Raw genomic sequence first — 21,836 nt, forward strand, 5'->3', positions numbered from 1 at the left:
ATGTTTCCTTCTCGTTGAATATATAAATGTCAAATTTAAAGGTAGCAGCACAACTTACGCAGCTACCTGTATTCCTTTTTACTTCTCTAACTCGCCGCGCTGGAACTCGCCAGCCGCTTTAACGAAACCTGCAAACAATGGATGACCATCGCGAGGCGTTGAAGTGAACTCTGGGTGGAATTGAGCAGCAACGAACCATGGGTGGTTTGGGTTCTCAATAACTTCAACCAGTTTCTTGTCCGCAGATAGACCCGATACTTTTAGGCCCGCTTTTTCGATTTGTGGACGAAGATTGTTGTTCACTTCGTAACGGTGACGGTGACGTTCATGGATCGTCGCGCTACCGTATAATTCGTAAGCTTTCGTCCCTTTCGCTAGGTGACAAAGCTGTGAACCAAGACGCATTGTGCCGCCAAGGTCAGATGTTTCTGTACGCTCTTCAACTTTACCTTCGCCATCAGTCCACTCAGTGATAAGACCAACAACTGGGTACTTAGTTTCAGTACAGAATTCAGAAGAGTGTGCCCCTTCCATTTTCGCAACGTTACGAGCGTACTCGATAAGTGCTACTTGCATACCTAGACAGATACCTAAGTACGGTACTTTGTTTTCACGAGCGTATTGAGCAGCAAGAATCTTACCTTCAACACCACGGTCACCAAAACCACCAGGAACTAGGATTGCATCTAGGCCTTCTAAAACTTCTACGCCACGAGACTCAACGTCTTGTGAATCTACGTATTTAATATTAACACTTAGGCGATTTTTCAAGCCCGCGTGTTTTAGCGCTTCATTTACTGATTTGTATGCGTCTGGTAGTTCAATGTACTTACCAACCATACCAATCGTCACTTCACCCGTTGGGTTAGCTTCTTCGTAAATTACTTGTTCCCATTCAGACAGGTCTGCTTCTGGAGCGGTAATGCCGAAACGCTTACATACAAGTTCATCAGTGCCTTGAGCTTTAATAAGCTGAGGGATCTTGTAGATAGAGTCAACATCGCGCATAGAAATAACTGCATTTTCTTGCACATTACAGAACAGAGCAATTTTCTTACGCTCGTTCGAAGGAATGTTGCGGTCTGAACGACAAACTAGGATGTCTGGCTGAATACCAATAGACAGTAGCTCTTTTACAGAGTGTTGCGTTGGCTTAGTTTTCACTTCGCCCGCAGCTGCTAGGTATGGCACTAGAGTAAGGTGCATGAACATTGCGCGTTCACGGCCTAGCTCTACTGCTAGCTGACGAATCGCTTCCATGAATGGTAGAGATTCGATATCACCAACCGTACCACCAACTTCAACGATCGCGATATCGTGGCCAGATGCGCCAGAAATTACACGCTCTTTGATAGAGTTAGTGATGTGTGGGATAACCTGAATAGTTGCACCTAGGTAATCACCGCGACGCTCTTTAGCGAGTACGTCTGAGTAAACACGACCTGCAGTGAAGTTGTTACGCTTAGTCATCTTGGTGCGAATGAATCGCTCATAGTGACCAAGGTCAAGGTCTGTTTCAGCGCCATCTTCCGTAACGAACACTTCACCGTGCTGAGTCGGGCTCATAGTGCCTGGATCAACGTTGATGTAAGGGTCAAGCTTCATCATAGTCACTTTAAGACCACGAGCTTCTAAAATAGCCGCAAGAGATGCTGCAGCAATACCTTTACCTAGAGAGGATACAACCCCGCCAGTAACAAAAATGTAATTTGTCGTCATGTTTAACCTGAAATTGGTTGAATGAGGGAAATGGACTACTTCTGGACGGGATGAAAATATACCAGAAGCCCCTTATCGCCACAACGTGAAATCTATCACACTGCTATTTTTTATTTTTTGCTTCAAATCAATTCATGATAAAAGCTTTGGTTATCTTTTCTCCGCCACCTTGACTTCATCCCACATGGAATCAAGCTGTTGTAGTGAAAAATCGGTCAAAATTTTATCTTGCTGACGAACTTTTTGTTCCACCCCTTTAAAGCGACGTGAGAACTTCAGATTGGCTTTATTTAGTGCAGACTCTGGATTTTTACCCAAATGTCGCACCAAATTGACCGTCGCAAACAGCAAATCACCCAACTCTTCTTCAACCAAATCTTCATTTGGCGTCACTTGAAGCGCTTCTTCTAGCACCTCATCGACTTCCTCTAAAACCTTATTCGCCACTGGGCCAATAGAGTCCCAATCAAAGCCATATTTCGCTACCTGTTTTTGAATCTTTGTAGCACGTGAAAGCGCAGGTAGAGAGTTTGGTATTGAGTCTAGAATACTTTCTTGAGTTTTGCCTGCCTGAGCTTTTTCTTTGGCTTTTTCAGCTTCCCAGTTGGCATTAATTTCTTCATCGCTCGCAAACTCGGTATCAGAAAACACATGCGGATGGCGGCGCGTTAGCTTCTCATTGATGCCATCGACCACATCAGAGAACTCAAACAGCCCTTGCTCTTTGGCGAGCTGGCTGTAGAAAATCACCTGAAATAGCAAATCACCCAGTTCTTCTTGTAGGTTCGGCCAATCTTTGTTGTGAATCGCGTCCACCACCTCGTAGGTTTCTTCGATAGTATGCGGCACAATTGTTTCAAAATTTTGTTTCAAATCCCAAGGACAGCCACCTTCTGGATCGCGCAGCTTAGTCATGATCTGTTCAAGTTGTTCAATCGGGTGATTCATCGCTTTCTTCCTATTCACTGTCTTTGATTTTTAAATTTATAACGTCTTCTAAAACTAAAAAAGGTGAGCAGCCAAACCACTCACCTTTCTTGATACTGTTTAATTCTCTAAATAATTGAAACTATGGCTAGGCGACAAGCAAGCGAGACTCCTGAGCATAGCTTGCCTATGTGATTGAGCGAGTGCGCGCAGTCAACAACGCCATAGCTTCAAGTATGACGAGAATTTTAGCCCAAGCGTTTGACGCTCATTACATCTTTGATCTGCTCTACTCGGCTGGTCACGCGACTCAGAATTTCAATATTGGTCACTTCCAAATCGAAATCCATTACCGATAGCTGACGCTTGTAGTCGATACGGCTCTTCATTGTGGTCACGCTGATCTTTTCATTCGAGAACAGTGAGGTGATGTCTTTCAACAAGCCATTACGCTCTAGCGCTTCAACACGCAGCGTTAGGATGTATGAACCAACAAAGCCATTGCCCCAAACAGTATCAATGATACGTTCTGGTGCGTGCATACTAAGTTCGCCTAGCTGTTCACAGTCAGCGCGGTGCACTGAGATACCACGACCTTGAGTAATGTAACCTTTAATCACATCACCAGGGATTGGCTGACAGCAACGAGCTAGGTGCGTCATTAGGTTATCAACGCCCTCAACCACTACCGCATCTTTCTTCGGACGGCTCTGTTGTGCTGGCTTGTTTTCCGACTCAAGCAGTTTCTCTAGCGCTTTCTTGTCTTCCTCTTCCGCCGTAGGCTTGTTGACCAACGCATTGATGTGATTAACCACTTGGTTAATGCGCAAATCGCCACTGCCGATACCAGCATAAAGCTCATCTGGCGTGTTGACGTTAAAGCGTCTCAGAGCGTATTGGTCTGCATCTTTTAAGGTTGCACCCACTTTAGCAAGTTCCGCCTCAAGGATGTCTCGACCCGCTTCTAGGTTCTTCTCACGACTTTGCGCACGGAACCAAGCATTGATCTTGGCTCGAGCACGACCAGAATGAACAAAACCTGTGGTTGGGTTCAGCCAATCACGTGATGGGTTCGGCTCTTTCTGAGTGATAATTTCAACCTGATCACCCATCGATAATTTATGAGTGAATGGGACGATACGGCCTGCTACTTTGGCACCGATACAACGGTGTCCGACCATCGAGTGGATGTGGTAAGCGAAGTCCAGTGGGGTTGCACCCATAGGTAAATCGACCACGTCACCGCGCGGTGTAAAGGCATATACGCGATCATCGAATACTTGGCTACGAACTTCATCCAGCATCTCGCCAGAATCCGACATCTCTTCTTGCCAATCGATAAGTTTACGCAACCAAGTGATTTTCTCGTCGTAACCACTGCGTCCGCTTGAAGCACCTTCTTTGTACTTCCAGTGCGCCGCCACACCAAGCTCAGAGTCTTCGTGCATCTGCTTGGTACGGATCTGAATCTCAATGGTCTTGCCTTCTGGGCCCAAAACCACGGTGTGAATAGACTGGTAACCATTTGGCTTAGGGTTCGCCACATAGTCATCGAATTCACTTGGTAGATGTTTGTATTTGGTATGAACCACACCTAAGCCGGCATAGCAGTCTTGGAGCTGGTCGGCGATGATACGTACCGCACGTACGTCAAAGAGCTCATCGAAGTCCAAGCCTTTCTTCTGCATTTTACGCCAGATGCTGTAGATGTGTTTTGGTCGACCGCTGACTTCTGCATTGATGCTTGAACGGTTCATTTCCGCCGTTAAGTCGTCAACGAAATCTTTAATGTATTGTTCACGTACGATGCGACGCTCGGACAACTGTTTAGCAATCTGCTTGTAGGTGTCTGGCTGTTGGTAGCGAAATGCGTAATCTTCGATTTCCCACTTAAGCTGACCAATACCTAAACGGTTAGCGAGCGGAGCGTAGATGTTAGAACACTCTTTTGCGGCCGCGCGACGCACAGCATCAGGCGCTTTTTTCACCTCAATAAGGTTACAGATTCGTTCAGCGAGTTTGATGACTACGCAGCGGAAGTCGTCGACCATCGCCAGTAACATACGACGAACGTTATCAACTTGACCCGAGGCAGCACTGCCTTCAAGAGTCACGTTTAACTGGCCTAAGGCCGCCATTTCTTCAACGCCATCGATCAACTTTACGGTTTCTTTACCGTAGCTTTCTTCAAACGCTTCGCGCTCAAAAACGCCGCTTGAGACGACGGGGAAAAGTTGCGCTGCAATTAAAGTGGCACGGTCCATGGACAGCGTAACCAAGATTTCGATCATCTCGCGGCCACGCCAAAGCAGGAGCGACGCTTGCTCGTGATCTTTTAATAGCTCTTCACAGTGACGATAAACTTTGATCAGTTTATTCGAGGTTTTTGCGTCTTGATTTAGTGACGCAATCCAACTTTCTAGCTCAAACTGTTCGCTTGGGTTTAAATGTGCGCTTCGTACCGCAACCATCATGCCTTCCTAGTTATTATGTTTTATACCCAATTCAATATGACTAACTGGTTCCAAGTTAGTTCGACCATATTGATATCAGCGCAGGCTTCCCTGCGCCTTTGTGATTCATTTGAAGCCTTGTTAAGGGCCTCTAAGCCTTGATAAAGAGAGCCATCGATTCTAGATGACTGGTGTGGGGGAACATGTCCAACATACCCAGTTTGGCTAATTGATAGCCTTGTTTTTCTAAGCTCTCAGAATCTCTAGCTAGAGTAGCAGGATTACACGAAACATAAACCACACGCTTCGCTCCTAACGCTGAAATTTGATCAACGATCCCACTCGCTCCCGCACGTGCCGGGTCAAGCAATACTTTATCAAATTTCTCTTTTGCCCAAGGCTGTGAAGATAAGTCTTCTTCAAGGTTAGCTTGGTAAAATTCCGTATTGCTTAACTGGTTTAACGCTGCGTTAGATGTGGCTTGCTGAACCATTTCATCAACGCCTTCTACGCCAACCACAAACGCCGATTGTTGCGCGATAGGCAAACTGAAATTCCCTAAGCCACAAAACAGGTCGAGCACTCGCTCATCCGCTTGAGGTTCTAGCCAATCAATCGCTTGAGCCACCATCTGCTGATTCACTTTCTGGTTTACTTGGATAAAGTGGTTTGGCTCAAACGGCAACGTTACGCCAGTTTCGCTATAAGAAGGTGCATCGCCAACTAAGCGAACCAACTTATCGGTTTCAGGCATCGAGTACAGCGTAGCGCCTTCTTCTTTTGCTAACGCAATCAGCGCTTGCTCATCTTTTTCAACCAAAGGCTTAAGGTGACGTAGCACCATTACAGGGCCAGTATCGCCCAACACCAATTCAACGTGTCCTAAAGACGTAAGGCTGTTGAAAGTGTTCAGTAAATTTTTCAGTTTTGGCAGCAATACATTGAGGCGAGGATCAAGCACGGCACAGTCGGTGATATTTTCAATCTGCTTACTCTGCTTCTTACGGAAACCGAACTGAAGCTGCTGTGTCTTTTTATCAACAAATAGGCTGATACGCGCGCGACGTCGATAACCGGTTTCATCACCGACAATAGGTTGTGCAACTTCAGTGTTCACCGTTTGGTATTGGCTCATCAGGTGGGTCAGAGATTGCGATTTATGCTCAACCTGAGAAGAGTAACCGAGGTGTTGAAGGTGACAGCCACCACACTGATTAAAGTGCTTACAAAACGGCTTTAAACGCTGCTCGCTCGGCTTCAATAACTTGATGAGTTTAGCTCGCGAAAACTTACTTTTGCTCTCAGTAAGTTGAATAACCACCTGCTCACCAGGCAATGCACCATCAATGAAAACCGGTTTATTCTTTTGATAAGCGATGCCAGCGCCATTGTGATCCATTCGTTCAACCAAAACCGATTGATGCTTGGTCTCGAGTTGAGTTTTCTTTTTTGGTTGGAAAAAACGTGCCATTGCTTGTGCCTAATGTATCTTTTAATAAGTAATTGGTATCCAGGACTCACTATTATGTCTTGGAATCATTGTCGAACGTCACGGCTTTGATTAAGCTTACCGTTCACTTAACCGCCATTGTGTGCGTTATTTTCCCATATCCAGACCTCGATGTAATTAAAGAACATGACCAGATATGGCTTAAGAGCCCGTGTAATTACCTTAACTCTAGCTCCAACCCTGATTATTGGGTTGCTATTGAGTGCATTTTTCTCATTTAACCGCTATCAAGACCTTGAGGGTCAAGTGGTTAACACTGGTACTAGCATCATTGAGCCACTTGCGATTGCGAGTGAATCAGGTATGAAGCTCGAAAGTCGAGAGTCTGTTCGTCAGCTTATTAGCTATGCGCATCGAAAGAATTCTAAGTTGGTGCGCAGTATCGCGGTGTTTGATGAGCGTCATGAGTTGTTTGTAACCTCAAACTTCCACCCCGATTTTGAAAGCCTGACCTATCCGAAAGATAAACCGATCCCGCATTTAAGCTCATCGAACCTGCTCGATAATACGCTGATCCTGCGGACACCTATCATCGCCGAAGGCCAGTACATCAACTCAGCCAACGGTCAGTCTCAAGCTAATCAAGCGATCGGCTATATTGCAATTGAGTTAGATCTTTCATCACTTCGATTGCAGCAATATCAAGAAGTGTTCTCTGCATTCTTAGTGTTGATTCTCGGGCTTGGTTTATCGGGCGTGTTTGCGTTCCGCTTAATGCACGATGTCACTCAACCGATCACACACATGAAAAACATGGTCGACCGAATTCGTCGAGGTCACCTAGATGTGCGTATCGAAGGTAAGATGCATGGTGAGCTAGACTCGCTGAAAAACGGTATCAATGCGATGGCGGTATCGCTATCAGAGTATCACGTCGAGATGCAGCACAGTATCGACCAGGCCACATCAGATTTGCGTGAAACTCTTGAACAGCTAGAGATTCAAAACGTTGAGTTAGACATCGCGAAGAAACGCGCTCAAGAAGCTGCTCGTGTTAAGTCTGAGTTCTTAGCGAATATGTCTCACGAATTGAGAACGCCGCTGAACGGTGTGATTGGCTTTACTCGTCAAATGCTCAAGACTCACCTATCGAACAGTCAAACCGATTACCTGCAAACCATTGAACGCTCGGCAAACAACCTGCTTAGCATCATCAACGATATCTTGGACTTCTCGAAACTTGAAGCCGGTAAATTAGCCCTAGAGAACATCCCATTTGAATTCCAAGCCAGCCTTGAAGAGGTAGTAAACCTTCAAGCAACCAACGCTCATGAGAAAGGCCTAGAACTGACACTGAAGATCGACCCTAAAGTACCGCCAGGTGTGGTGGGCGATCCACTGCGTATTCAGCAGATCCTAACCAATCTAGTGGGTAACTCAATCAAGTTTACCGAGCGCGGCAATATTGATATCAGCGTTGAGCTGCGTTCACAAAGCGAAGACAACATCGAGCTGCAGTTCATGGTTCGCGATACGGGTATTGGTATCTCGGAGCGTCAACAAGCTCAGCTGTTCCAAGCCTTCAGCCAAGCCGATGCAAGTATCTCTCGTCGCTATGGTGGTACAGGCTTAGGTCTGGTTATCACCCAAAAACTGGTCAGCCAAATGGGCGGAGAGATCAGCCTAACCAGTCGTCTTCACCAAGGGTCAACCTTCTGGTTTACCTTGAGACTATCAACGACTGATATGCCGATGACTGAGCTGATTGAGACGCAGTGTCTGCAAGACAAACAACTGCTGCTTATCGAGCCAAACATGCAAGCGGCATCGATTACTCAGCAAATCCTAACCCAAGAAGGCTTAGTGGTAACCTATCGTTCGGTGATGCCAGACGAGACCACCTCGTATGACTACGTTCTGCTTAACCTAGCCGCCAACCAAGAGTATCAATTTGATACCGTGAGTGGTTGGGCGATCGGTGCTAAGAAGATTGCTCAAAATGTGATTATTGGTACACCAAGTACCGAGCTAGCGTTGGGTGAGCAACTAATGAAAGAGGTCGATGTTCAGTGCATCACTAAGCCTCTTTCTCGTAAGAAGTTACTGCAAACTCTGGTATCGAATCAGGCACCAACTTTGATTGCACCAGCGATTGAAACGCATTCTGAAGAGAAGCTTCCGCTTACGGTATTGGCGGTCGACGACAACCCAGCCAACCTAAAACTGATCACCGCACTGCTCAAAGAGCGTGTAGAAACCGTCATCAGTTGTACCAGTGGTCAGCAGGCGATAGACAAAGCGACAGAGACGCCATTTGATATCGTCTTCATGGATATTCAAATGCCACAGATGGACGGTGTGACAGCCTGTCAGAACATTAAGAAGCTGGCGAACAATGCGAATACACCTGTAATTGCCGTGACCGCACATGCAATGATTGGCGAACGAGATCGACTGCTTGAAGCGGGCATGGATGACTATCTAACCAAACCTATTGAAGAGCATGTTTTACAGCAGGTTCTGATTCATTGGAGCTCGACCTCTGAGGTTGAGCACATCGAAAAAATAGATCCAGACCACCCAGCGGTCTCTGCTGAAGTCGACAACGGTCCGGTGTCAGAAACTGAAGCCAGCGTGCACACAAACATCATCATTGATTGGCAAGCTGCGATGAAACAAGCCGCCAATAAAGAAGACCTCGCACGCGATATGCTGCAAATGCTCGTAGACTTTATTCCAGAGGTGTATGAGGCAGCAGACAAAGCGATAGAAGACAGTGACTACCCAGTTGAAGAGCTGATACACATCATCCACAAGATGCATGGCAGCAGCTCGTACAGCGGTGTACCAAGACTAAAATCGGTATGTGCGACGATAGAGAAAGAGCTGCGTTCAGGCACTTCTGTTGAAGACATTGAACCGGAGCTTTTCGAGCTTCAGGATGAATTAGATAAGGTTCAAGCAACCGCGATTCATTACTTGAAACCTGCGAAGACCTAGCGGGCACTTGTTACTCACCAGTATTCGTTAGAGGGTTTACCCGCTAATAAAAAAGCAGAGCTCATGAGCTCTGCTTTTTCTGTCTATAGCCAAGAGCAGTAGATATAAAGTAGCGATAATCTGTTTACGATTCGAGTAACACCGTTGCCACTGCGTAGTGACGCTCATCCGAGATAGTAAGATGAATTGATGTTGTGCCGTTCGCCTCTGCGATTTCACGCGCTTTTTTATGCAGGCTCAGAACTGGCTTGCCATGCTCATCGTTTGAAATCTCAAAGTCGTGGAAAGTCACACCCAGCGCGATCCCCGTGCCCAACGCCTTAGATGCCGCTTCTTTGGCAGCAAAACGTTTTGCAAGGTAACGCCCTTTTTGCTTGAGTTGCTGGAATACTTCAAATTCAGAATCGGTCAAAATACGCTGAGCAAAAGCGTCACCACTTCGTGACAATGCCTTTTCAACACGTTCAATTTCTGCGATATCTGTACCTAATCCAACAACAGCCATGCTTACCCTACTACTAAACTTCTATCTATTAATTCTACTAATTCGTCGCTTACGACTTAACGCTTACGGTTTAGAAAATTAAGCGTTGTTGCGTGCTGTTTCCATCACGGCTTTCATGTCTGCAACGGCTTTGTTCAAACCATCAAACACTGCACGTCCCATGATCGAGTGACCGATGTTCAGCTCGTAGATCTCAGGAAGAGCCGCAATCGGGGCTACGTTGTGGTAAGTCAGACCATGACCCGCATTGACTGTGATACCAAGATCGTCCGCGTAGCTTGCGCCTGCAGCAATTTTTTTCAGCTCGTCTTGTTGGTCTTCTTCTGTTTTAGCATCGGCGTAATGACCTGTGTGCAGTTCAATGAACGGTGCGCCACACGCTTTTGCTGCGTCGATTTGCTCACGGTCAGCATCGATAAACAGAGACACCTTAATGCCAGCAGCAGACAGTTTTTCCGTCGCCGCTTTGATCTTTTCAAGTTGACCAACCACGTCCAAGCCACCTTCAGTGGTTAGCTCTTCACGCTTCTCTGGAACCAGACAAACAAACTCAGGATTAGTATCGAGGGCAATTTGAACCATCTCATCCGTTACTGCCATCTCCAAATTCATACGAGTTTGAAGTGTTTCAGCCAGAATACGTACATCGCGGTCAACGATATGACGACGGTCTTCACGCAGGTGAACAGTAATGCCGTCAGCACCCGCACGTTCAGCAATTTCAGCTGCGTGTACTGGATCTGGGTATTTAGTACCACGTGCATTACGTAGTGTTGCAATATGGTCGATATTAACGCCTAAAAGGATTGAGCTCATTTTCCAATACTCCGTGCTCTAGAGAGGGCTATTGTTGGCATAAATAGCTCTCTACTTTTTAATGGTTTGCCGCCAAGATACGGCTTTAAGGCTATGCGTGTAAAGCGTTTTGCCGCTTTTAACTGCTCTTTAGTGATAAACCTACGTTCACTGATTGCGATAAGTTCATCGCCCATAAAAGTCAGGTTGTCTCGACGCACCGAAGCGATGAAACCTTTCTGCTCTCGATAGCGATAAGTCATGCTCGGATCGATCGCTTCGCCAGTGCCCGCGCAGTGTAAAAAGTCGACGCCATAACCCATAGCGGATAATAGAGCCAGCTCAAAGCGACGCAGTGCTGGCTCAGGATTATCATTATGCGCCAGCTCTGTTAAAGCATGAAGATAGTCGTGAAAAAGTGCAGGCATCGGTACTTCCGCCATCAATACGCGACCGATAAGCTCGTTCACGTACATGCCTGAATACAGATTAATACCGGCGAGAGGAAGCCCCAAGCTGATGGGTTCAGCTTGGCGTAAGGTTTTCATCGAACCATTACCAGACCACTTAAGCAGTAGCGGCGTAAAAGGTTGTAATGCACCTTTCAAATTAGAACGCTTGCTGCGAGCGCCTTTAGACATCAACGTCACCCGACCGAACTCTTCGCTGAAGACGTCCAAGATCAGGCTCGACTCACTGTATGGTCGACGGTGCAACACAAAGCATCGCTGTAACCCTTCGCTCAATCACTTACCCTTATTACAGATACAAAAAGAGAGAGTTCGCACTCTCTCTTGGATTTATCTTCAGTTCAACTTTCTTAACCTCAGAAAGTGACGTTCAATATATTATAGATCGTCGATGTAGCCTAACGAGCGAAGTGCACGCTCATCATCAGCCCAACCAGATTTAACCTTGACCCAAGTCTCTAGGTAAACCTTACGGCCGAATAGCTCTTCCATATCAATACGCGCTTCACGACCAATCGTTTTGATCTTCTCGCCCGCTTTACCAATCACCATTTTCTTCTGACCTGTACGCTCAACAAGAATCAGTGCATTGATGTGGAAGCCATCGTTATCTGGGTTGTAATCGAAACGTTCGATTTCAACCGTTACCGAGTAAGGTAGCTCATCACCCGTAAAGCGCATCAGCTTTTCACGGATAATTTCAGAGGCCATAAAACGTTGCGAGCGATCTGTCACGTATTCTTCAGGGAAGTGGTGTGTCGCTTTAGGTAAATGTTCACGTACATGCTTACGCAGTACATCAATATTTTTACCTTGCTTCGCAGAGATTGGCACAACGTCAATGAAGTCCATCTTCTTAGAGACTTCCATCATGTGCTGCATCACGTTAGTACGGTCTTGAACGTTATCTACTTTGTTGATGCAAAGTACAACTGGGAAGTCAGTCTTCTTCAGTTTGTTCAGAACCATCTCATCGTCGTCAGTCCAGTGAGTACCATCGACAAGGAAAAATACTAGGTTTACATCACTCAGTGAGCTGTTCGCCGCACGGTTCATCAAGCGGTTGATGGCACGCTTTTCTTCAATATGAAGTCCAGGAGTATCAACAAAGATCGCTTGGTAATCACCCTCAGTTTCAACGCCCATAATACGGTGACGTGTCGTCTGTGGTTTACGTGATGTAATAGAAATCTTCTGACCCAGAATATGGTTCAGAAGCGTCGACTTACCTACGTTTGGGCGACCGACAATAGCGATGAAGCCACAGTGTTGGTTTTCCGGTAGGCCTGTTTTTTTGCTATCAGATGAAAAGAATGCATCGATATCGAAATCTTGGTTGTTATCAGACATTGCTTAGTTGCTCTAATGCTGTTTCAGCAGCCGCTTGTTCTGCCTTGCGGCGGCTAGTGCCTTTACCGATAACAGGTTTATCCACACCTGCCACTTCACACTCAACCGTAAACTCTTGGTTGTGTGCTTCACCTTTAATATTAGTCACTGTGTAGACAGGTAGAGGATTTCTTCGACCTTGCAAAAACTCTTGTAGGCGAGTTTTCGGATCTTTTTGAGATACTCCAGGCTGAATTGCATCTAGGCGAGATTGGTACCAGCTTAAAATAATGCCGCGAACCGTCTCGGTATCACTATCTAAATAGACAGCGCCGATGATCGCTTCAACCGCATCCGCTAGAATAGAATCACGACGGAAACCGCCACTCTTCAACTCACCTGGACCTAATTTTAAGTAATCTCCTAGCTCGAATTCACGACCTAGTTCTGCCAATGTATGACCACGTACTAATGTTGCGCGCATGCGGCTCATATCACCTTCGTTTACCTTAGGGAAACGGTGGTAAAGATCATCAGCGATAACAAAACTTAAAATTGAATCGCCCAGAAACTCAAGACGTTCGTTATGTTTACCTGCGGCGCTGCGGTGAGTCAGCGCCAAGTGGATAAGATCGGCATCATTAAACTGATAGCCAATCTTTCTCTCTAGTTTATCAATTGGAGAATTCATGCTCTCTCGATGTGTTATGTGATCGATTAATGAATCCCACCGATGCGATTAAAACGCACACCAGTAGGAATCCATGTTGGAAGTACACTGTCTGAACCGCGTTCGAACTCGAAGCTGATCCAAATAGCAACGGCCTTACCAACAAGGTTTGCTTCAGGGACAAAGCCCCAGTAACGGCTATCGGCACTGTTGTCACGGTTATCACCCATCACAAAGTACTGGCCTTCTGGAACGACCCATTCGTTAACACCATTGCGAGGCTGATATGCTTGCACACGATCACGGCGTAATGGGTTAACTAAAATCTGGTGCTCTACGTCTCCAAGCTGTTCGTTCAGCTGAATCAGAGGCACACCATCTTGAATAAATTGGCTCTCTTCAACATTACTTAGTTTCACTGGTTCACAGCTACTTGTACCCTTCGCCTGAATGCAGATCTCTTTACGACTGCTGTAGCGAATCGTGTCACCTGGCATACCAACAACACGCTTAATGTAGTCGATGTTTGGCTGAGGTGGGTACTTAAATACGATTGAATCACCGCGTTCTGGCTTGCCAGTTTCTACCAATTGAGTGCGCCATACTGGGTCTTTTAGGCCGTATGCGTACTTCTCTACCAAGATGAAATCACCAACCAAAAGGGTTGGCATCATCGAGCCAGAAGGGATTTGAAACGGTTCATAGATGAATGAACGCAAGATCAAAACAAATGCAATTACCGGGAAAATGGACACACTGTTCTCAACCCACCAAGGCTGAGCCGTAACTTTTGCGCTAGTTTCAGCGTCTAGGCCATTCGATTGTGCTTCAACGTCAGCAAGTTTTTGCTGGCGCTTCTTCGCCCACACAAACTTTTCCAACGCCCATACAATGCCGGTCACTAGAGTTACGATCACTAAGATAAGCGAAAATGTATTAGCCATTGATATCCCTTAAATTTCATTTCTTTAAAAATAACGAAAGTGAAAGAATAGCGAGCTACTCTTCCACTTTCAATTATTCGTTTAATGCTGGATAAAGTTAGTCTTTACCAACATGAAGAATTGCTAAGAATGCTTCTTGAGGCAGTTCAACGTTACCGATCTGCTTCATACGCTTCTTACCTTCTTTTTGTTTCTTAAGAAGTTTCTTCTTACGACTGATATCACCACCGTAACATTTTGCGATTACGTTCTTACGCAGTTGTTTCACTGTAGAACGAGCAATGATGTGGTTACCAATCGCTGCTTGAATCGCGATATCGAACATCTGACGAGGGATGAATTCTTTCATCTTCTCTACCAGTAGACGACCACGAGACTGAGCAATATCTTTGTGCGTAATGATCGCTAGTGCATCAACCGTTTCGCCATTCAATAATACGTCTACACGTACCATGTTTGATGGTTCGTAGCGCTGGAAGTTGTAATCCAATGATGCGTAACCGCGAGACGTTGACTTCAGACGGTCGAAGAAGTCTAGAACTACTTCTGCCATAGGAAGGTCGTACGTTACAGCAACTTGATTACCGTGGTAAACCATGTCTACTTGTACGCCACGCTTCTCAACACACAGTGTAATTACGTTACCTAGGTAGTCCGAAGGTACCAAAATATTACAGCGTGCAATTGGCTCACGAATTTCTTCTAGGTCATTAACCGCTGGCAGTTTAGCCGGGCTATCAACGTACAGAACTGTTTTATCTGTTTTTACAACTTCATACACTACTGTTGGTGCAGTTGTGATTAGGTCTAGGTCGTATTCACGCTCTAGACGCTCTTGGATGATCTCCATGTGAAGCATTCCTAAGAAGCCACAACGGAAACCAAAACCAAGTGCTGCTGAACTTTCTGGTTCGAAGAACAGTGATGCATCGTTCAGGCTTAGTTTGCCTAACGCGTCACGGAAGTTTTCGTAATCATCAGATGATACAGGGAATAGACCTGCGTATACCTGAGGCTTCACTTTTTGGAAACCAGGTAGACGTTCAGTGCTGCCGCCTTTTGCAAGCGTCAACGTATCACCAACTGGCGCACCTAGGATGTCTTTAATACCACAAACAACCCAACCTACTTCGCCAGTATTTAGCTCTGTCGTGTCGATTTGCTTAGGCGTGAAGATACCTAGACGGTCAACACCCCATACTTGGTCTGTCGACATTACTTTGATCTTGTCGTTCTTCTTCAGCTTACCGTTTTTGATACGAACCAAAGAAACTACGCCAAGGTAGTTATCGAACCAAGAGTCAATGATCAACGCTTGTAGAGGCGCTTCAGGATCACCTTCCGGTGGTGGGATTGCCGTTACGATGTTTTCTAGAACATCATCAACACCCAAACCTGTTTTCGCAGAACAGCGAGTCGCTTCCATCGCATCGATGCCAACGATCTCTTCGATTTCTTCAGCAACACGTTCAGGTTCAGCTGCAGGTAAGTCAATCTTGTTCAAGATTGGCACTACTTCCAGTTCCATTTCGATTGCTGTGTAACAGTTTGCTAGAGTTTGTGCTTCAACACCTTGGCCAGCATCCACTACAAGTAGTGCGCCTTCACAAGCAGCTAGAGAACGAGATACTTCGTAAGAGAAGTCTACGTGTCCAGGAGTGTCGATAAAGTTAAGTTGGTAAGTTTCACCATCTTTAGCTTTGTAATCTAAAGTCACACTCTGCGCTTTAATTGTAATACCACGCTCGCGTTCTATATCCATAGAATCGAGGACTTGAGCTGCCATCTCACGTTCACTTAATCCTCCACAAACTTGGATTAAGCGGTCAGAAAGGGTCGACTTACCGTGGTCGATGTGGGCGATAATCGAAAAATTACGAATGTGCTTCATAGGCTTGGTGTGACTAAACTCTTTGAATAGGGATAATAAGAAAGCCGCGACGCGTCCAATCTACAGTCAGCATTGGTGGCGGCATTTCAATCAAGTTGGCAGATTCTACCCAATTTAAGGGCAAGAAGCATCATAAATTAGACGAGAGACTCACCTAGGATTCGAATCAAGACGACTTCTTGCTTGGATTTGTCTTCCATGGGTTTGGCTAACCGCTTCGCTAAGGCAATCCCACCAGCAGTAAACAGTGCTGCACTTAAGATAACAATGCCCTCGCCCCCTTGGAGTAAGGGTTGTAACAAGAGTTGTCCAAAACCAGCACCAATCATCAACATGAAAAGTGGGATGAGATAAACAATGGCTGCCGATTGAAGTAGGCTTTTTTCTGGAAAGCCAATTTCTACGATTTGTCCTGCTTTGACTAAGCTTTTGGTTTTAAGCTGCCAAAACAAAGATTTATTGCCAACAGCCTTGGTCACAATACCCGTACCGCAGCTTTTTTGAGAAGAACAGCTGCTACAACTGGTTTGTTGTTCGCAGCTCAATTGAACAAAGTATTGCTTACCTTTTTGTTCAACCGAGCTAACGGTCGCCAGCGCGGTCATCATTGCGCTTGTACCGATTTATTGAATGTAACTGACTGAGCGATACGTTTTGCAGTTGCTGGCGGAATGTCACCAACCACTGAGATCTCTTTGTCGCCAATCACTAAGCTGTGCAAGGTTCTACGCCCTTGACGTACTAGCTGCCCTTTCAATGAATGCTCGTCTTTTTCAGCGATATAAACCGAAAAGCTAAACAATCCATCACTGAAAAGCTGACTTTCAACCATTTTATCGGTCGCAGCCATTTGATAGCGGCTAAGCTCTTTTGACTTAAATCCTTCAGGAATCCAAGAGGCTTGCCAGTTAGTTTCACTCACTAAGCCTTCCGGCAGTGATAAGACTTTCGGCAATTGAGCTTGGTTCAAGCCACCCATTGCCTCAGCAATCTTATCGTTCACCACGTAAGAGATAGTGCGGTACTGTTCAAGCACTTCGCCATCACGATCCAAAAGGTCGGCACGCAAAGGAAGACTCGTTTTTTCGTCGACCCAAACCACGTAAGAATAGCGAAGGCCGTCTTTCGGCACGACACGCAGCACTTGAGTTGTGCTACCTGCTTCACGAGAGCGCCCAACTTTCACAAAGTCGTAGTACTGATTCAGAGATTCGATATCTCGATTAATCATCGGAATAACAGGTGCAACCATGCTGCCAGACTGAATCGTAAATGGCTCTGTACCCGGTTCGATGTAGCTAACTTCGTTGCCACGTCGAATGACTTCACGAACAGGGCCGCTTAGATAAACAAGGTGTGCAAGTTGTTGGTCGTCGTTAACCGCATGGCGATAAACAAGAGGCTCAATACTGCTCTTCTTTATCAAAATGTAGGAGAGTTCGTAATTTAGATGCTGACTGGCCTCGTTCATTTGATGCAACAAGGCCTTTGCAGTGGTTTCCTCTGCAAAGGCTGTTGGAGACATCAAGCTGAACAGTGTCAGTGCACTGACCAGGATTTTCTTCATTCAATGTCCGATTCTAGATGTGCATCTTGCATTGGCGATGCATCACTGTTTAATCTTAGCTGCAGCTCATAATCTTCTAGCATTGCATGAACGCGTTTACGCTGCTCTTGCAAGTTAGCTTCAGATGCTGGTTTCTCAACAGAGTCACGCGTTAAGCTTACTGGTTCCGCAGAACCCGCAAATGGAATCGTCTGGAGTACAGGCAACTGCTCTGGTGCTGCAGGGTCGCTGCCACCATATTGTTGAACACCTAAAACAACCGCTAATGAAACACACGCTGCGACGGCAACTTGTCCAAACTGTTGTAACCACGCCGGAAGCTGACGCTTCGCTTGCTGAGGTTTAGGTTGCTCTTCAATTGGAGCAACAGTAGGTTCAACATTCACTTGGTGCAGGTTCGACATTGAACCATGTGCAGGCTCGTTCTCAAGCGCTGCCGCTACACTATTAGCAATGTTCCACTCTGGAGTTTCTGGCGCATCCCCACGCATAACATCACCAATTAAATGGTAACTCTGCCAGGTATCCATGCTTTCTTGATCGGATTCGAGATCTACAATGAGAGCTTTATCGATCGTTTCACCATCCATGAGTGCCGAAAGCTTTTCTTTATCAGCCATTATTTTCACCATAATTATTACAAGTTCTAGCGTTGCAAAAGAGGTTTAATTTTCTTTTCCACCGCTTCACGAGCTCGGAAAATACGCGAACGTACGGTTCCTACAGGGCAATCCATTACTTCTGCAATCTCTTCGTAGCTCAAACCTTCGAGCTCTCGCAACGTCATTGCAGTTTTTAAGTCTTCTGGTAGCGCTTCAATCGCTCCAAAAACGACTTGTTTCAATTCTTTTGACAGCGTTAAGTTCTCAGGGTTCGATATTTCTTTTAACGCGCTGCCTGTTTCGTAATATTCTGCATCTTCTGCATCTACATCTGTTGCTGGCGGCCTACGGCTTTGGGCAACGATATGATTTTTAGCGGTGTTCACGGCAATTCGGTACAACCATGTATAGAAGGCACTCTCGCCACGAAAGTTAGGTATCGCGCGGTAAGCTTTAATAAAAGCTTCTTGTGCTACATCAGGTACATCACCAGAATTATTCACGTATCGAGAGATAAGATTACAAACTTTGTTTTGATACTTAACCACTAGTAAGTTAAATGCCTGCTTATCTCCACTCTGAACTCGCTCAATCAACACTTGATCGGTTAGCTGCTCGTTCATTCGAGCGGGTACTCCTATTGTTATAACCCTCACCTTCACAGATATGGGTACTAATTATGCGAAATGTAGTATTGACACCACCGTCTACAAGAGCACTATTGTGACTAAGCCAAATACCGAAAGTTCCAACTTTCTTAAAATTATTTGCCATTATTGTTTCACAATGTGATGTAATAAAAATAGCTATCCCTATCAATTTGGGGAAACTTGAGCAAAAGCAATGGTATTGAGCAATTAAATATTTCTAGATAGCTGTCTATATATTGATTTTGCATAGCGTTTAAGGATGACTCTGGAGAGATTATAACAGTCTTAGCCAAACTCCTAAAACAAGACAAAGTCAATTGAGAGTGGACAACTCGACTATAGCCCGGGATTTAATAAGTTTTATGAACGCAAACCGTGAACATCAGTGTGATGTATTAGTGGTAGGAAGTGGTGCGGCAGGCTTGTCATTAGCCTTACGCGTAGCAGAACATGCAAAAGTAATTGTATTAAGCAAAGGACCACGCAGCGAAGGATCGACGTATTACGCACAAGGTGGTATCGCCGCGGTGTTCGATGAGTCGGACAGTATTGAGTCTCATGTGGAGGATACTCAAATAGCTGGGGCTGGGTTATGCGAAGAAGATACAGTTCAATTCATTGCTGAAAATGCGAAAGAGTGTGTGCAATGGCTGATTGATGGTGGTGTTCCATTTGATAAAGATGAGAACAGCACAGAAGGCCAACCAAAATATCACCTCACTCGTGAGGGTGGCCACAGTCACCGCAGAATTCTGCACGCGGCCGATGCAACTGGCATGGCGATGCAAACCTCACTACAAGATAACGTCAACAACCACCCAAATATCGAGATCTTCGAGCGCCACAATGCGCTGGATTTGATTACTGAAGATAAGATTGGTGGTTCAAAAGACAAGGTGATCGGTGCCTATATTTGGAACCGTAACCAAGAACACGTTGAAACCGTGCGCGCTAAATTTGTTGTACTAGCAACAGGCGGCGCTTCAAAGGTTTACCAGTACACCTCTAACCCAGATGTCTCTTCAGGTGATGGTATTGCTATCGCTTGGCGTGCGGGTTGTCGTGTGGCAAACCTTGAGTTCAACCAGTTCCACCCAACTTGTTTATTCCACCCAGAAGCGCGTAACTTCCTGTTAACGGAAGCACTGCGTGGTGAAGGTGCCTACTTGCGTCGTCCAGATGGCTCTCGCTTTATGAAGGACTTCGATGAGCGCGGTGAACTGGCGCCACGTGATGTGGTTGCTCGTGCAATTGACTTCGAAATGAAGCGCTTGGGTGCCGACTGCATGTATGTTGATATCAGCCACAAGCCTGAAGAATTCATCACAACGCACTTCCCGATGATCCATACACGCTTGATGGACTTGGGCATCGATATGACCAAAGAGCCGATCCCTATCGTGCCAGCTGCTCACTACACTTGTGGTGGTGTCATGGTGAATAAGCAAGGTCAAACCGACCTAACGAACTTGTATGCGATTGGCGAAGTGAGCTACACCGGCTTACACGGTGCAAACCGTATGGCTTCTAACTCACTGCTTGAGTGTGTGGTTTACGCATGGGCAGCAGCAAAAGATATCGTTGAGAACATCGACCAATCTCAACTGTGCGCTGAACTGCCAGCATGGGATGAAAGCCAAGTCACCAACAGTGATGAAGAAGTTATCATTCAACACAACTGGCACGAACTGCGCCTGTTCATGTGGGATTACATGGGCATTGTTCGAACGGATAAACGACTAGAGCGTGCATTGCGTCGTATTCAGATGCTGCAACAAGAAACTCATGAGTACTACAGCTACTTCAAGGTTTCGAATAACTTATTAGAACTGCGTAACTTGCTACAAGTGGCAGAGCTAATGGTTCGTTGTGCAATGCAACGTAAAGAGAGCCGCGGCCTTCACTACACGTTGGATTACCCTGAACTTGCTGAAGACAGTGGCCCAACGATTCTGACGCCAGAGAAACGCCAAGCATAATAATTGGTTAAACGTGCTTAGCGAATTAGCCGTCAGCGAAAAATGATTAAACGAAAGGGAGCCGAGTGCTCCCTTTTCTTTTGTCTAACGCTTTCTTTTATCTAGCGTGCTCGTTGTAAGTTCGCCAGAAAATGACGATATTCGCGCTCGCAACAGCTGTCTCGCCAAAGCAGTACCGAATACCCGCATTCAAACTGCAATTTAACGAAGAACTGCGCCCAGGTTCTATCAACGGACTTGAGTCGGTAAGTTCGGTCATTGAGTCGAATATCACCATCCTCTCTGTAATCAAAACGCCCATAGGCACTATTTAGAATCACATGGTTGCTTCTGAACAAACGGATCATTAAAGCTAAGCAATAAAGGCTGGCGGTAAGTGGAATAGAAGACAGGGCGATGAAAAACAAAAGGCACCCAAAAATAGTGCCTTTTGCAAATAATGCGGAATACGAAGGGTTAAGCTGAAGCTTAACGAACCTTGCTGAGGTTGTGTGCGACAATTTTATCAACCATTGATGCATGGCCTAGGTTTTCACTGCGTCCGTGTCCCATTACCCAAGTAAACAAATCTGGGTCATCACACTCTAATAGAGAAACAAACTCGCGCTGTTCCTGCTCTTGCAATGAATCAAAACACTCTTCGAAAAATGGCATGATGACTACATCAAGTTCTAACATGCCGCGACGGCAACCCCATTTAATTCGTGCTTTCTGCTCTGCAGTGTACATTGGCTATCCTCACCTATAATTTTTCTTTCTCGGAGTGTAACAAGTCATACGCCCTGCAACTACTATGTGAGTCACAGTCCCTATCTAAGCTCACAAAAAAACCTAGGCTGACAAAGAAACGGAACCGGATTAACATAGAGCCAAATAAAATTCTTA

General features: G+C 45.7%; 19 protein-coding genes. 2 read left to right on the forward strand and 17 right to left on the reverse strand.

What is annotated here, in order from left to right:
• Nucleotides 1-78: 78 nt before the first annotated feature.
• The 4 genes from MSG36_RS06220 to rlmD all read right to left on the reverse strand — a co-directional run bounded on the left by MSG36_RS06220 (nucleotide 79) and on the right by rlmD (nucleotide 6,570).
• A complete protein-coding gene (locus tag MSG36_RS06220) occupies nucleotides 79-1,719 on the reverse strand; it encodes a CTP synthase (RefSeq protein WP_048605791.1) in 1,641 nt (546 codons plus the stop codon).
• 150 nt (nucleotides 1,720-1,869) lie between these two features.
• A complete protein-coding gene (gene mazG, locus MSG36_RS06225) occupies nucleotides 1,870-2,667 on the reverse strand; it encodes a nucleoside triphosphate pyrophosphohydrolase (RefSeq protein WP_048611394.1) in 798 nt (265 codons plus the stop codon).
• Between the two features lie 227 nt (nucleotides 2,668-2,894).
• Nucleotides 2,895-5,117: a GTP diphosphokinase gene (gene relA / locus MSG36_RS06230; RefSeq protein ID WP_048611396.1), complete on the reverse strand. Its 2,223-nt coding sequence runs from the start codon at nucleotides 5,115-5,117 to the stop codon at nucleotides 2,895-2,897.
• A 133-nt stretch (nucleotides 5,118-5,250) separates the two neighbouring features.
• On the reverse strand, nucleotides 5,251-6,570 hold the full coding sequence (gene rlmD, locus MSG36_RS06235; protein WP_065675479.1) for a 23S rRNA (uracil(1939)-C(5))-methyltransferase RlmD: 1,320 nt from the start codon (nucleotides 6,568-6,570) through the stop codon (nucleotides 5,251-5,253).
• A 165-nt stretch (nucleotides 6,571-6,735) separates the two neighbouring features.
• Here rlmD and barA point away from each other — a divergent pair, with 165 nt between their 5' ends.
• Complete coding sequence (barA, locus tag MSG36_RS06240) at nucleotides 6,736-9,549, forward strand: two-component sensor histidine kinase BarA (RefSeq protein ID WP_050644142.1); 2,814 nt, start codon at nucleotides 6,736-6,738, stop codon at nucleotides 9,547-9,549.
• Between the two features lie 124 nt (nucleotides 9,550-9,673).
• Here the strand turns inward: barA and acpS are convergent, their stop codons facing one another.
• The 11 genes from acpS to rpoE all read right to left on the reverse strand — a co-directional run bounded on the left by acpS (nucleotide 9,674) and on the right by rpoE (nucleotide 18,945).
• On the reverse strand, nucleotides 9,674-10,054 hold the full coding sequence (gene acpS / locus MSG36_RS06245; RefSeq protein WP_017059039.1) for a holo-ACP synthase: 381 nt from the start codon (nucleotides 10,052-10,054) through the stop codon (nucleotides 9,674-9,676).
• Between the two features lie 78 nt (nucleotides 10,055-10,132).
• Nucleotides 10,133-10,870, reverse strand: a complete 738-nt coding sequence (gene pdxJ, locus MSG36_RS06250) for a pyridoxine 5'-phosphate synthase (RefSeq protein ID WP_048605801.1) — start codon at nucleotides 10,868-10,870, stop codon at nucleotides 10,133-10,135.
• On the reverse strand, nucleotides 10,867-11,595 hold the full coding sequence (gene recO, locus MSG36_RS06255; RefSeq protein WP_019826299.1) for a DNA repair protein RecO: 729 nt from the start codon (nucleotides 11,593-11,595) through the stop codon (nucleotides 10,867-10,869). Before recO ends, pdxJ begins: the two co-directional genes overlap by 4 nt.
• A gap of 102 nt (nucleotides 11,596-11,697) precedes the next feature.
• The gene (gene era, locus MSG36_RS06260; RefSeq protein ID WP_017059042.1) at nucleotides 11,698-12,669 is read right to left on the reverse strand and encodes a GTPase Era; all 972 of its coding nucleotides are present in this window, start codon (nucleotides 12,667-12,669) and stop codon (nucleotides 11,698-11,700) included.
• Complete coding sequence (gene rnc, locus MSG36_RS06265) at nucleotides 12,662-13,339, reverse strand: ribonuclease III (protein WP_017059043.1); 678 nt, start codon at nucleotides 13,337-13,339, stop codon at nucleotides 12,662-12,664. Before rnc ends, era begins: the two co-directional genes overlap by 8 nt.
• A 26-nt stretch (nucleotides 13,340-13,365) precedes the next feature.
• Nucleotides 13,366-14,262: a signal peptidase I gene (gene lepB, locus MSG36_RS06270; protein ID WP_017066013.1), complete on the reverse strand. Its 897-nt coding sequence runs from the start codon at nucleotides 14,260-14,262 to the stop codon at nucleotides 13,366-13,368.
• Between the two features lie 97 nt (nucleotides 14,263-14,359).
• Entirely contained in the window at nucleotides 14,360-16,153 is a 1,794-nt protein-coding gene (gene lepA / locus MSG36_RS06275; RefSeq protein ID WP_017059045.1) for a translation elongation factor 4, read from the reverse strand.
• Nucleotides 16,154-16,290: 137 nt separating this feature from the next.
• Nucleotides 16,291-16,761 (reverse strand): SoxR reducing system RseC family protein, encoded by a 471-nt coding sequence (locus MSG36_RS06280; RefSeq protein ID WP_048605807.1) that lies wholly within the window; start codon nucleotides 16,759-16,761, stop codon nucleotides 16,291-16,293.
• Nucleotides 16,758-17,720: a sigma-E factor regulatory protein RseB gene (gene rseB, locus MSG36_RS06285; RefSeq protein ID WP_048605809.1), complete on the reverse strand. Its 963-nt coding sequence runs from the start codon at nucleotides 17,718-17,720 to the stop codon at nucleotides 16,758-16,760. The genes MSG36_RS06280 and rseB overlap by 4 nt, the downstream gene beginning before the upstream one ends.
• Nucleotides 17,717-18,340, reverse strand: coding sequence for a sigma-E factor negative regulatory protein (locus MSG36_RS06290; RefSeq protein ID WP_048605810.1), 624 nt, complete (start codon nucleotides 18,338-18,340; stop codon nucleotides 17,717-17,719). Before MSG36_RS06290 ends, rseB begins: the two co-directional genes overlap by 4 nt.
• 26 nt (nucleotides 18,341-18,366) lie before the next feature.
• Entirely contained in the window at nucleotides 18,367-18,945 is a 579-nt protein-coding gene (gene rpoE, locus MSG36_RS06295) for an RNA polymerase sigma factor RpoE (protein ID WP_008223963.1), read from the reverse strand.
• Between the two features lie 389 nt (nucleotides 18,946-19,334).
• Here rpoE and nadB point away from each other — a divergent pair, with 389 nt between their 5' ends.
• Nucleotides 19,335-20,951 (forward strand): L-aspartate oxidase, encoded by a 1,617-nt coding sequence (gene nadB, locus MSG36_RS06300; RefSeq protein ID WP_050620518.1) that lies wholly within the window; start codon nucleotides 19,335-19,337, stop codon nucleotides 20,949-20,951.
• A 101-nt stretch (nucleotides 20,952-21,052) separates the two neighbouring features.
• On the opposite strand, the gene MSG36_RS23900 is transcribed toward nadB, so the two are convergent.
• Both MSG36_RS23900 and MSG36_RS06310 read right to left on the reverse strand, forming a co-directional pair.
• Complete coding sequence (locus tag MSG36_RS23900) at nucleotides 21,053-21,472, reverse strand: protein YgfX (RefSeq protein ID WP_348983439.1); 420 nt, start codon at nucleotides 21,470-21,472, stop codon at nucleotides 21,053-21,055.
• Nucleotides 21,420-21,680, reverse strand: coding sequence for a succinate dehydrogenase assembly factor 2 (locus MSG36_RS06310; protein WP_004735374.1), 261 nt, complete (start codon nucleotides 21,678-21,680; stop codon nucleotides 21,420-21,422). Before MSG36_RS06310 ends, MSG36_RS23900 begins: the two co-directional genes overlap by 53 nt.
• Nucleotides 21,681-21,836 lie beyond the last annotated feature (156 nt).

The organism is Vibrio sp. 1CM8B (genome assembly GCF_023161685.1).
Lineage (GTDB): Bacteria > Pseudomonadota > Gammaproteobacteria > Enterobacterales > Vibrionaceae > Vibrio > Vibrio coralliirubri.

What these genes read in the sequence shown, in the direction of transcription:
- rpoE (WP_008223963.1), bottom strand. Translation starts at nt 18,945, where the DNA reads ATGAACGAGCAGCTAACCGATCAAGTGTTGATTGAGCGAGTTCAGAGT.
- rlmD (WP_065675479.1), bottom strand. Translation starts at nt 6,570, where the DNA reads ATGGCACGTTTTTTCCAACCAAAAAAGAAAACTCAACTCGAGACCAAG.
- acpS (WP_017059039.1), bottom strand. Translation starts at nt 10,054, where the DNA reads ATGGCTGTTGTTGGATTAGGTACAGATATCGCAGAAATTGAACGTGTT.
- lepB (WP_017066013.1), bottom strand. Translation starts at nt 14,262, where the DNA reads ATGGCTAATACATTTTCGCTTATCTTAGTGATCGTAACTCTAGTGACC.
- MSG36_RS06220 (WP_048605791.1), bottom strand. Translation starts at nt 1,719, where the DNA reads ATGACGACAAATTACATTTTTGTTACTGGCGGGGTTGTATCCTCTCTA.
- rseB (WP_048605809.1), bottom strand. Translation starts at nt 17,720, where the DNA reads ATGAAGAAAATCCTGGTCAGTGCACTGACACTGTTCAGCTTGATGTCT.
- barA (WP_050644142.1), top strand. Translation starts at nt 6,736, where the DNA reads ATGACCAGATATGGCTTAAGAGCCCGTGTAATTACCTTAACTCTAGCT.
- lepA (WP_017059045.1), bottom strand. Translation starts at nt 16,153, where the DNA reads ATGAAGCACATTCGTAATTTTTCGATTATCGCCCACATCGACCACGGT.
- mazG (WP_048611394.1), bottom strand. Translation starts at nt 2,667, where the DNA reads ATGAATCACCCGATTGAACAACTTGAACAGATCATGACTAAGCTGCGC.
- MSG36_RS06280 (WP_048605807.1), bottom strand. Translation starts at nt 16,761, where the DNA reads ATGATGACCGCGCTGGCGACCGTTAGCTCGGTTGAACAAAAAGGTAAG.
- nadB (WP_050620518.1), top strand. Translation starts at nt 19,335, where the DNA reads ATGAACGCAAACCGTGAACATCAGTGTGATGTATTAGTGGTAGGAAGT.
- pdxJ (WP_048605801.1), bottom strand. Translation starts at nt 10,870, where the DNA reads ATGAGCTCAATCCTTTTAGGCGTTAATATCGACCATATTGCAACACTA.
- MSG36_RS06310 (WP_004735374.1), bottom strand. Translation starts at nt 21,680, where the DNA reads ATGTACACTGCAGAGCAGAAAGCACGAATTAAATGGGGTTGCCGTCGC.
- MSG36_RS06290 (WP_048605810.1), bottom strand. Translation starts at nt 18,340, where the DNA reads ATGGCTGATAAAGAAAAGCTTTCGGCACTCATGGATGGTGAAACGATC.
- relA (WP_048611396.1), bottom strand. Translation starts at nt 5,117, where the DNA reads ATGGTTGCGGTACGAAGCGCACATTTAAACCCAAGCGAACAGTTTGAG.
- era (WP_017059042.1), bottom strand. Translation starts at nt 12,669, where the DNA reads ATGTCTGATAACAACCAAGATTTCGATATCGATGCATTCTTTTCATCT.
- rnc (WP_017059043.1), bottom strand. Translation starts at nt 13,339, where the DNA reads ATGAATTCTCCAATTGATAAACTAGAGAGAAAGATTGGCTATCAGTTT.
- MSG36_RS23900 (WP_348983439.1), bottom strand. Translation starts at nt 21,472, where the DNA reads ATGCATCAATGGTTGATAAAATTGTCGCACACAACCTCAGCAAGGTTC.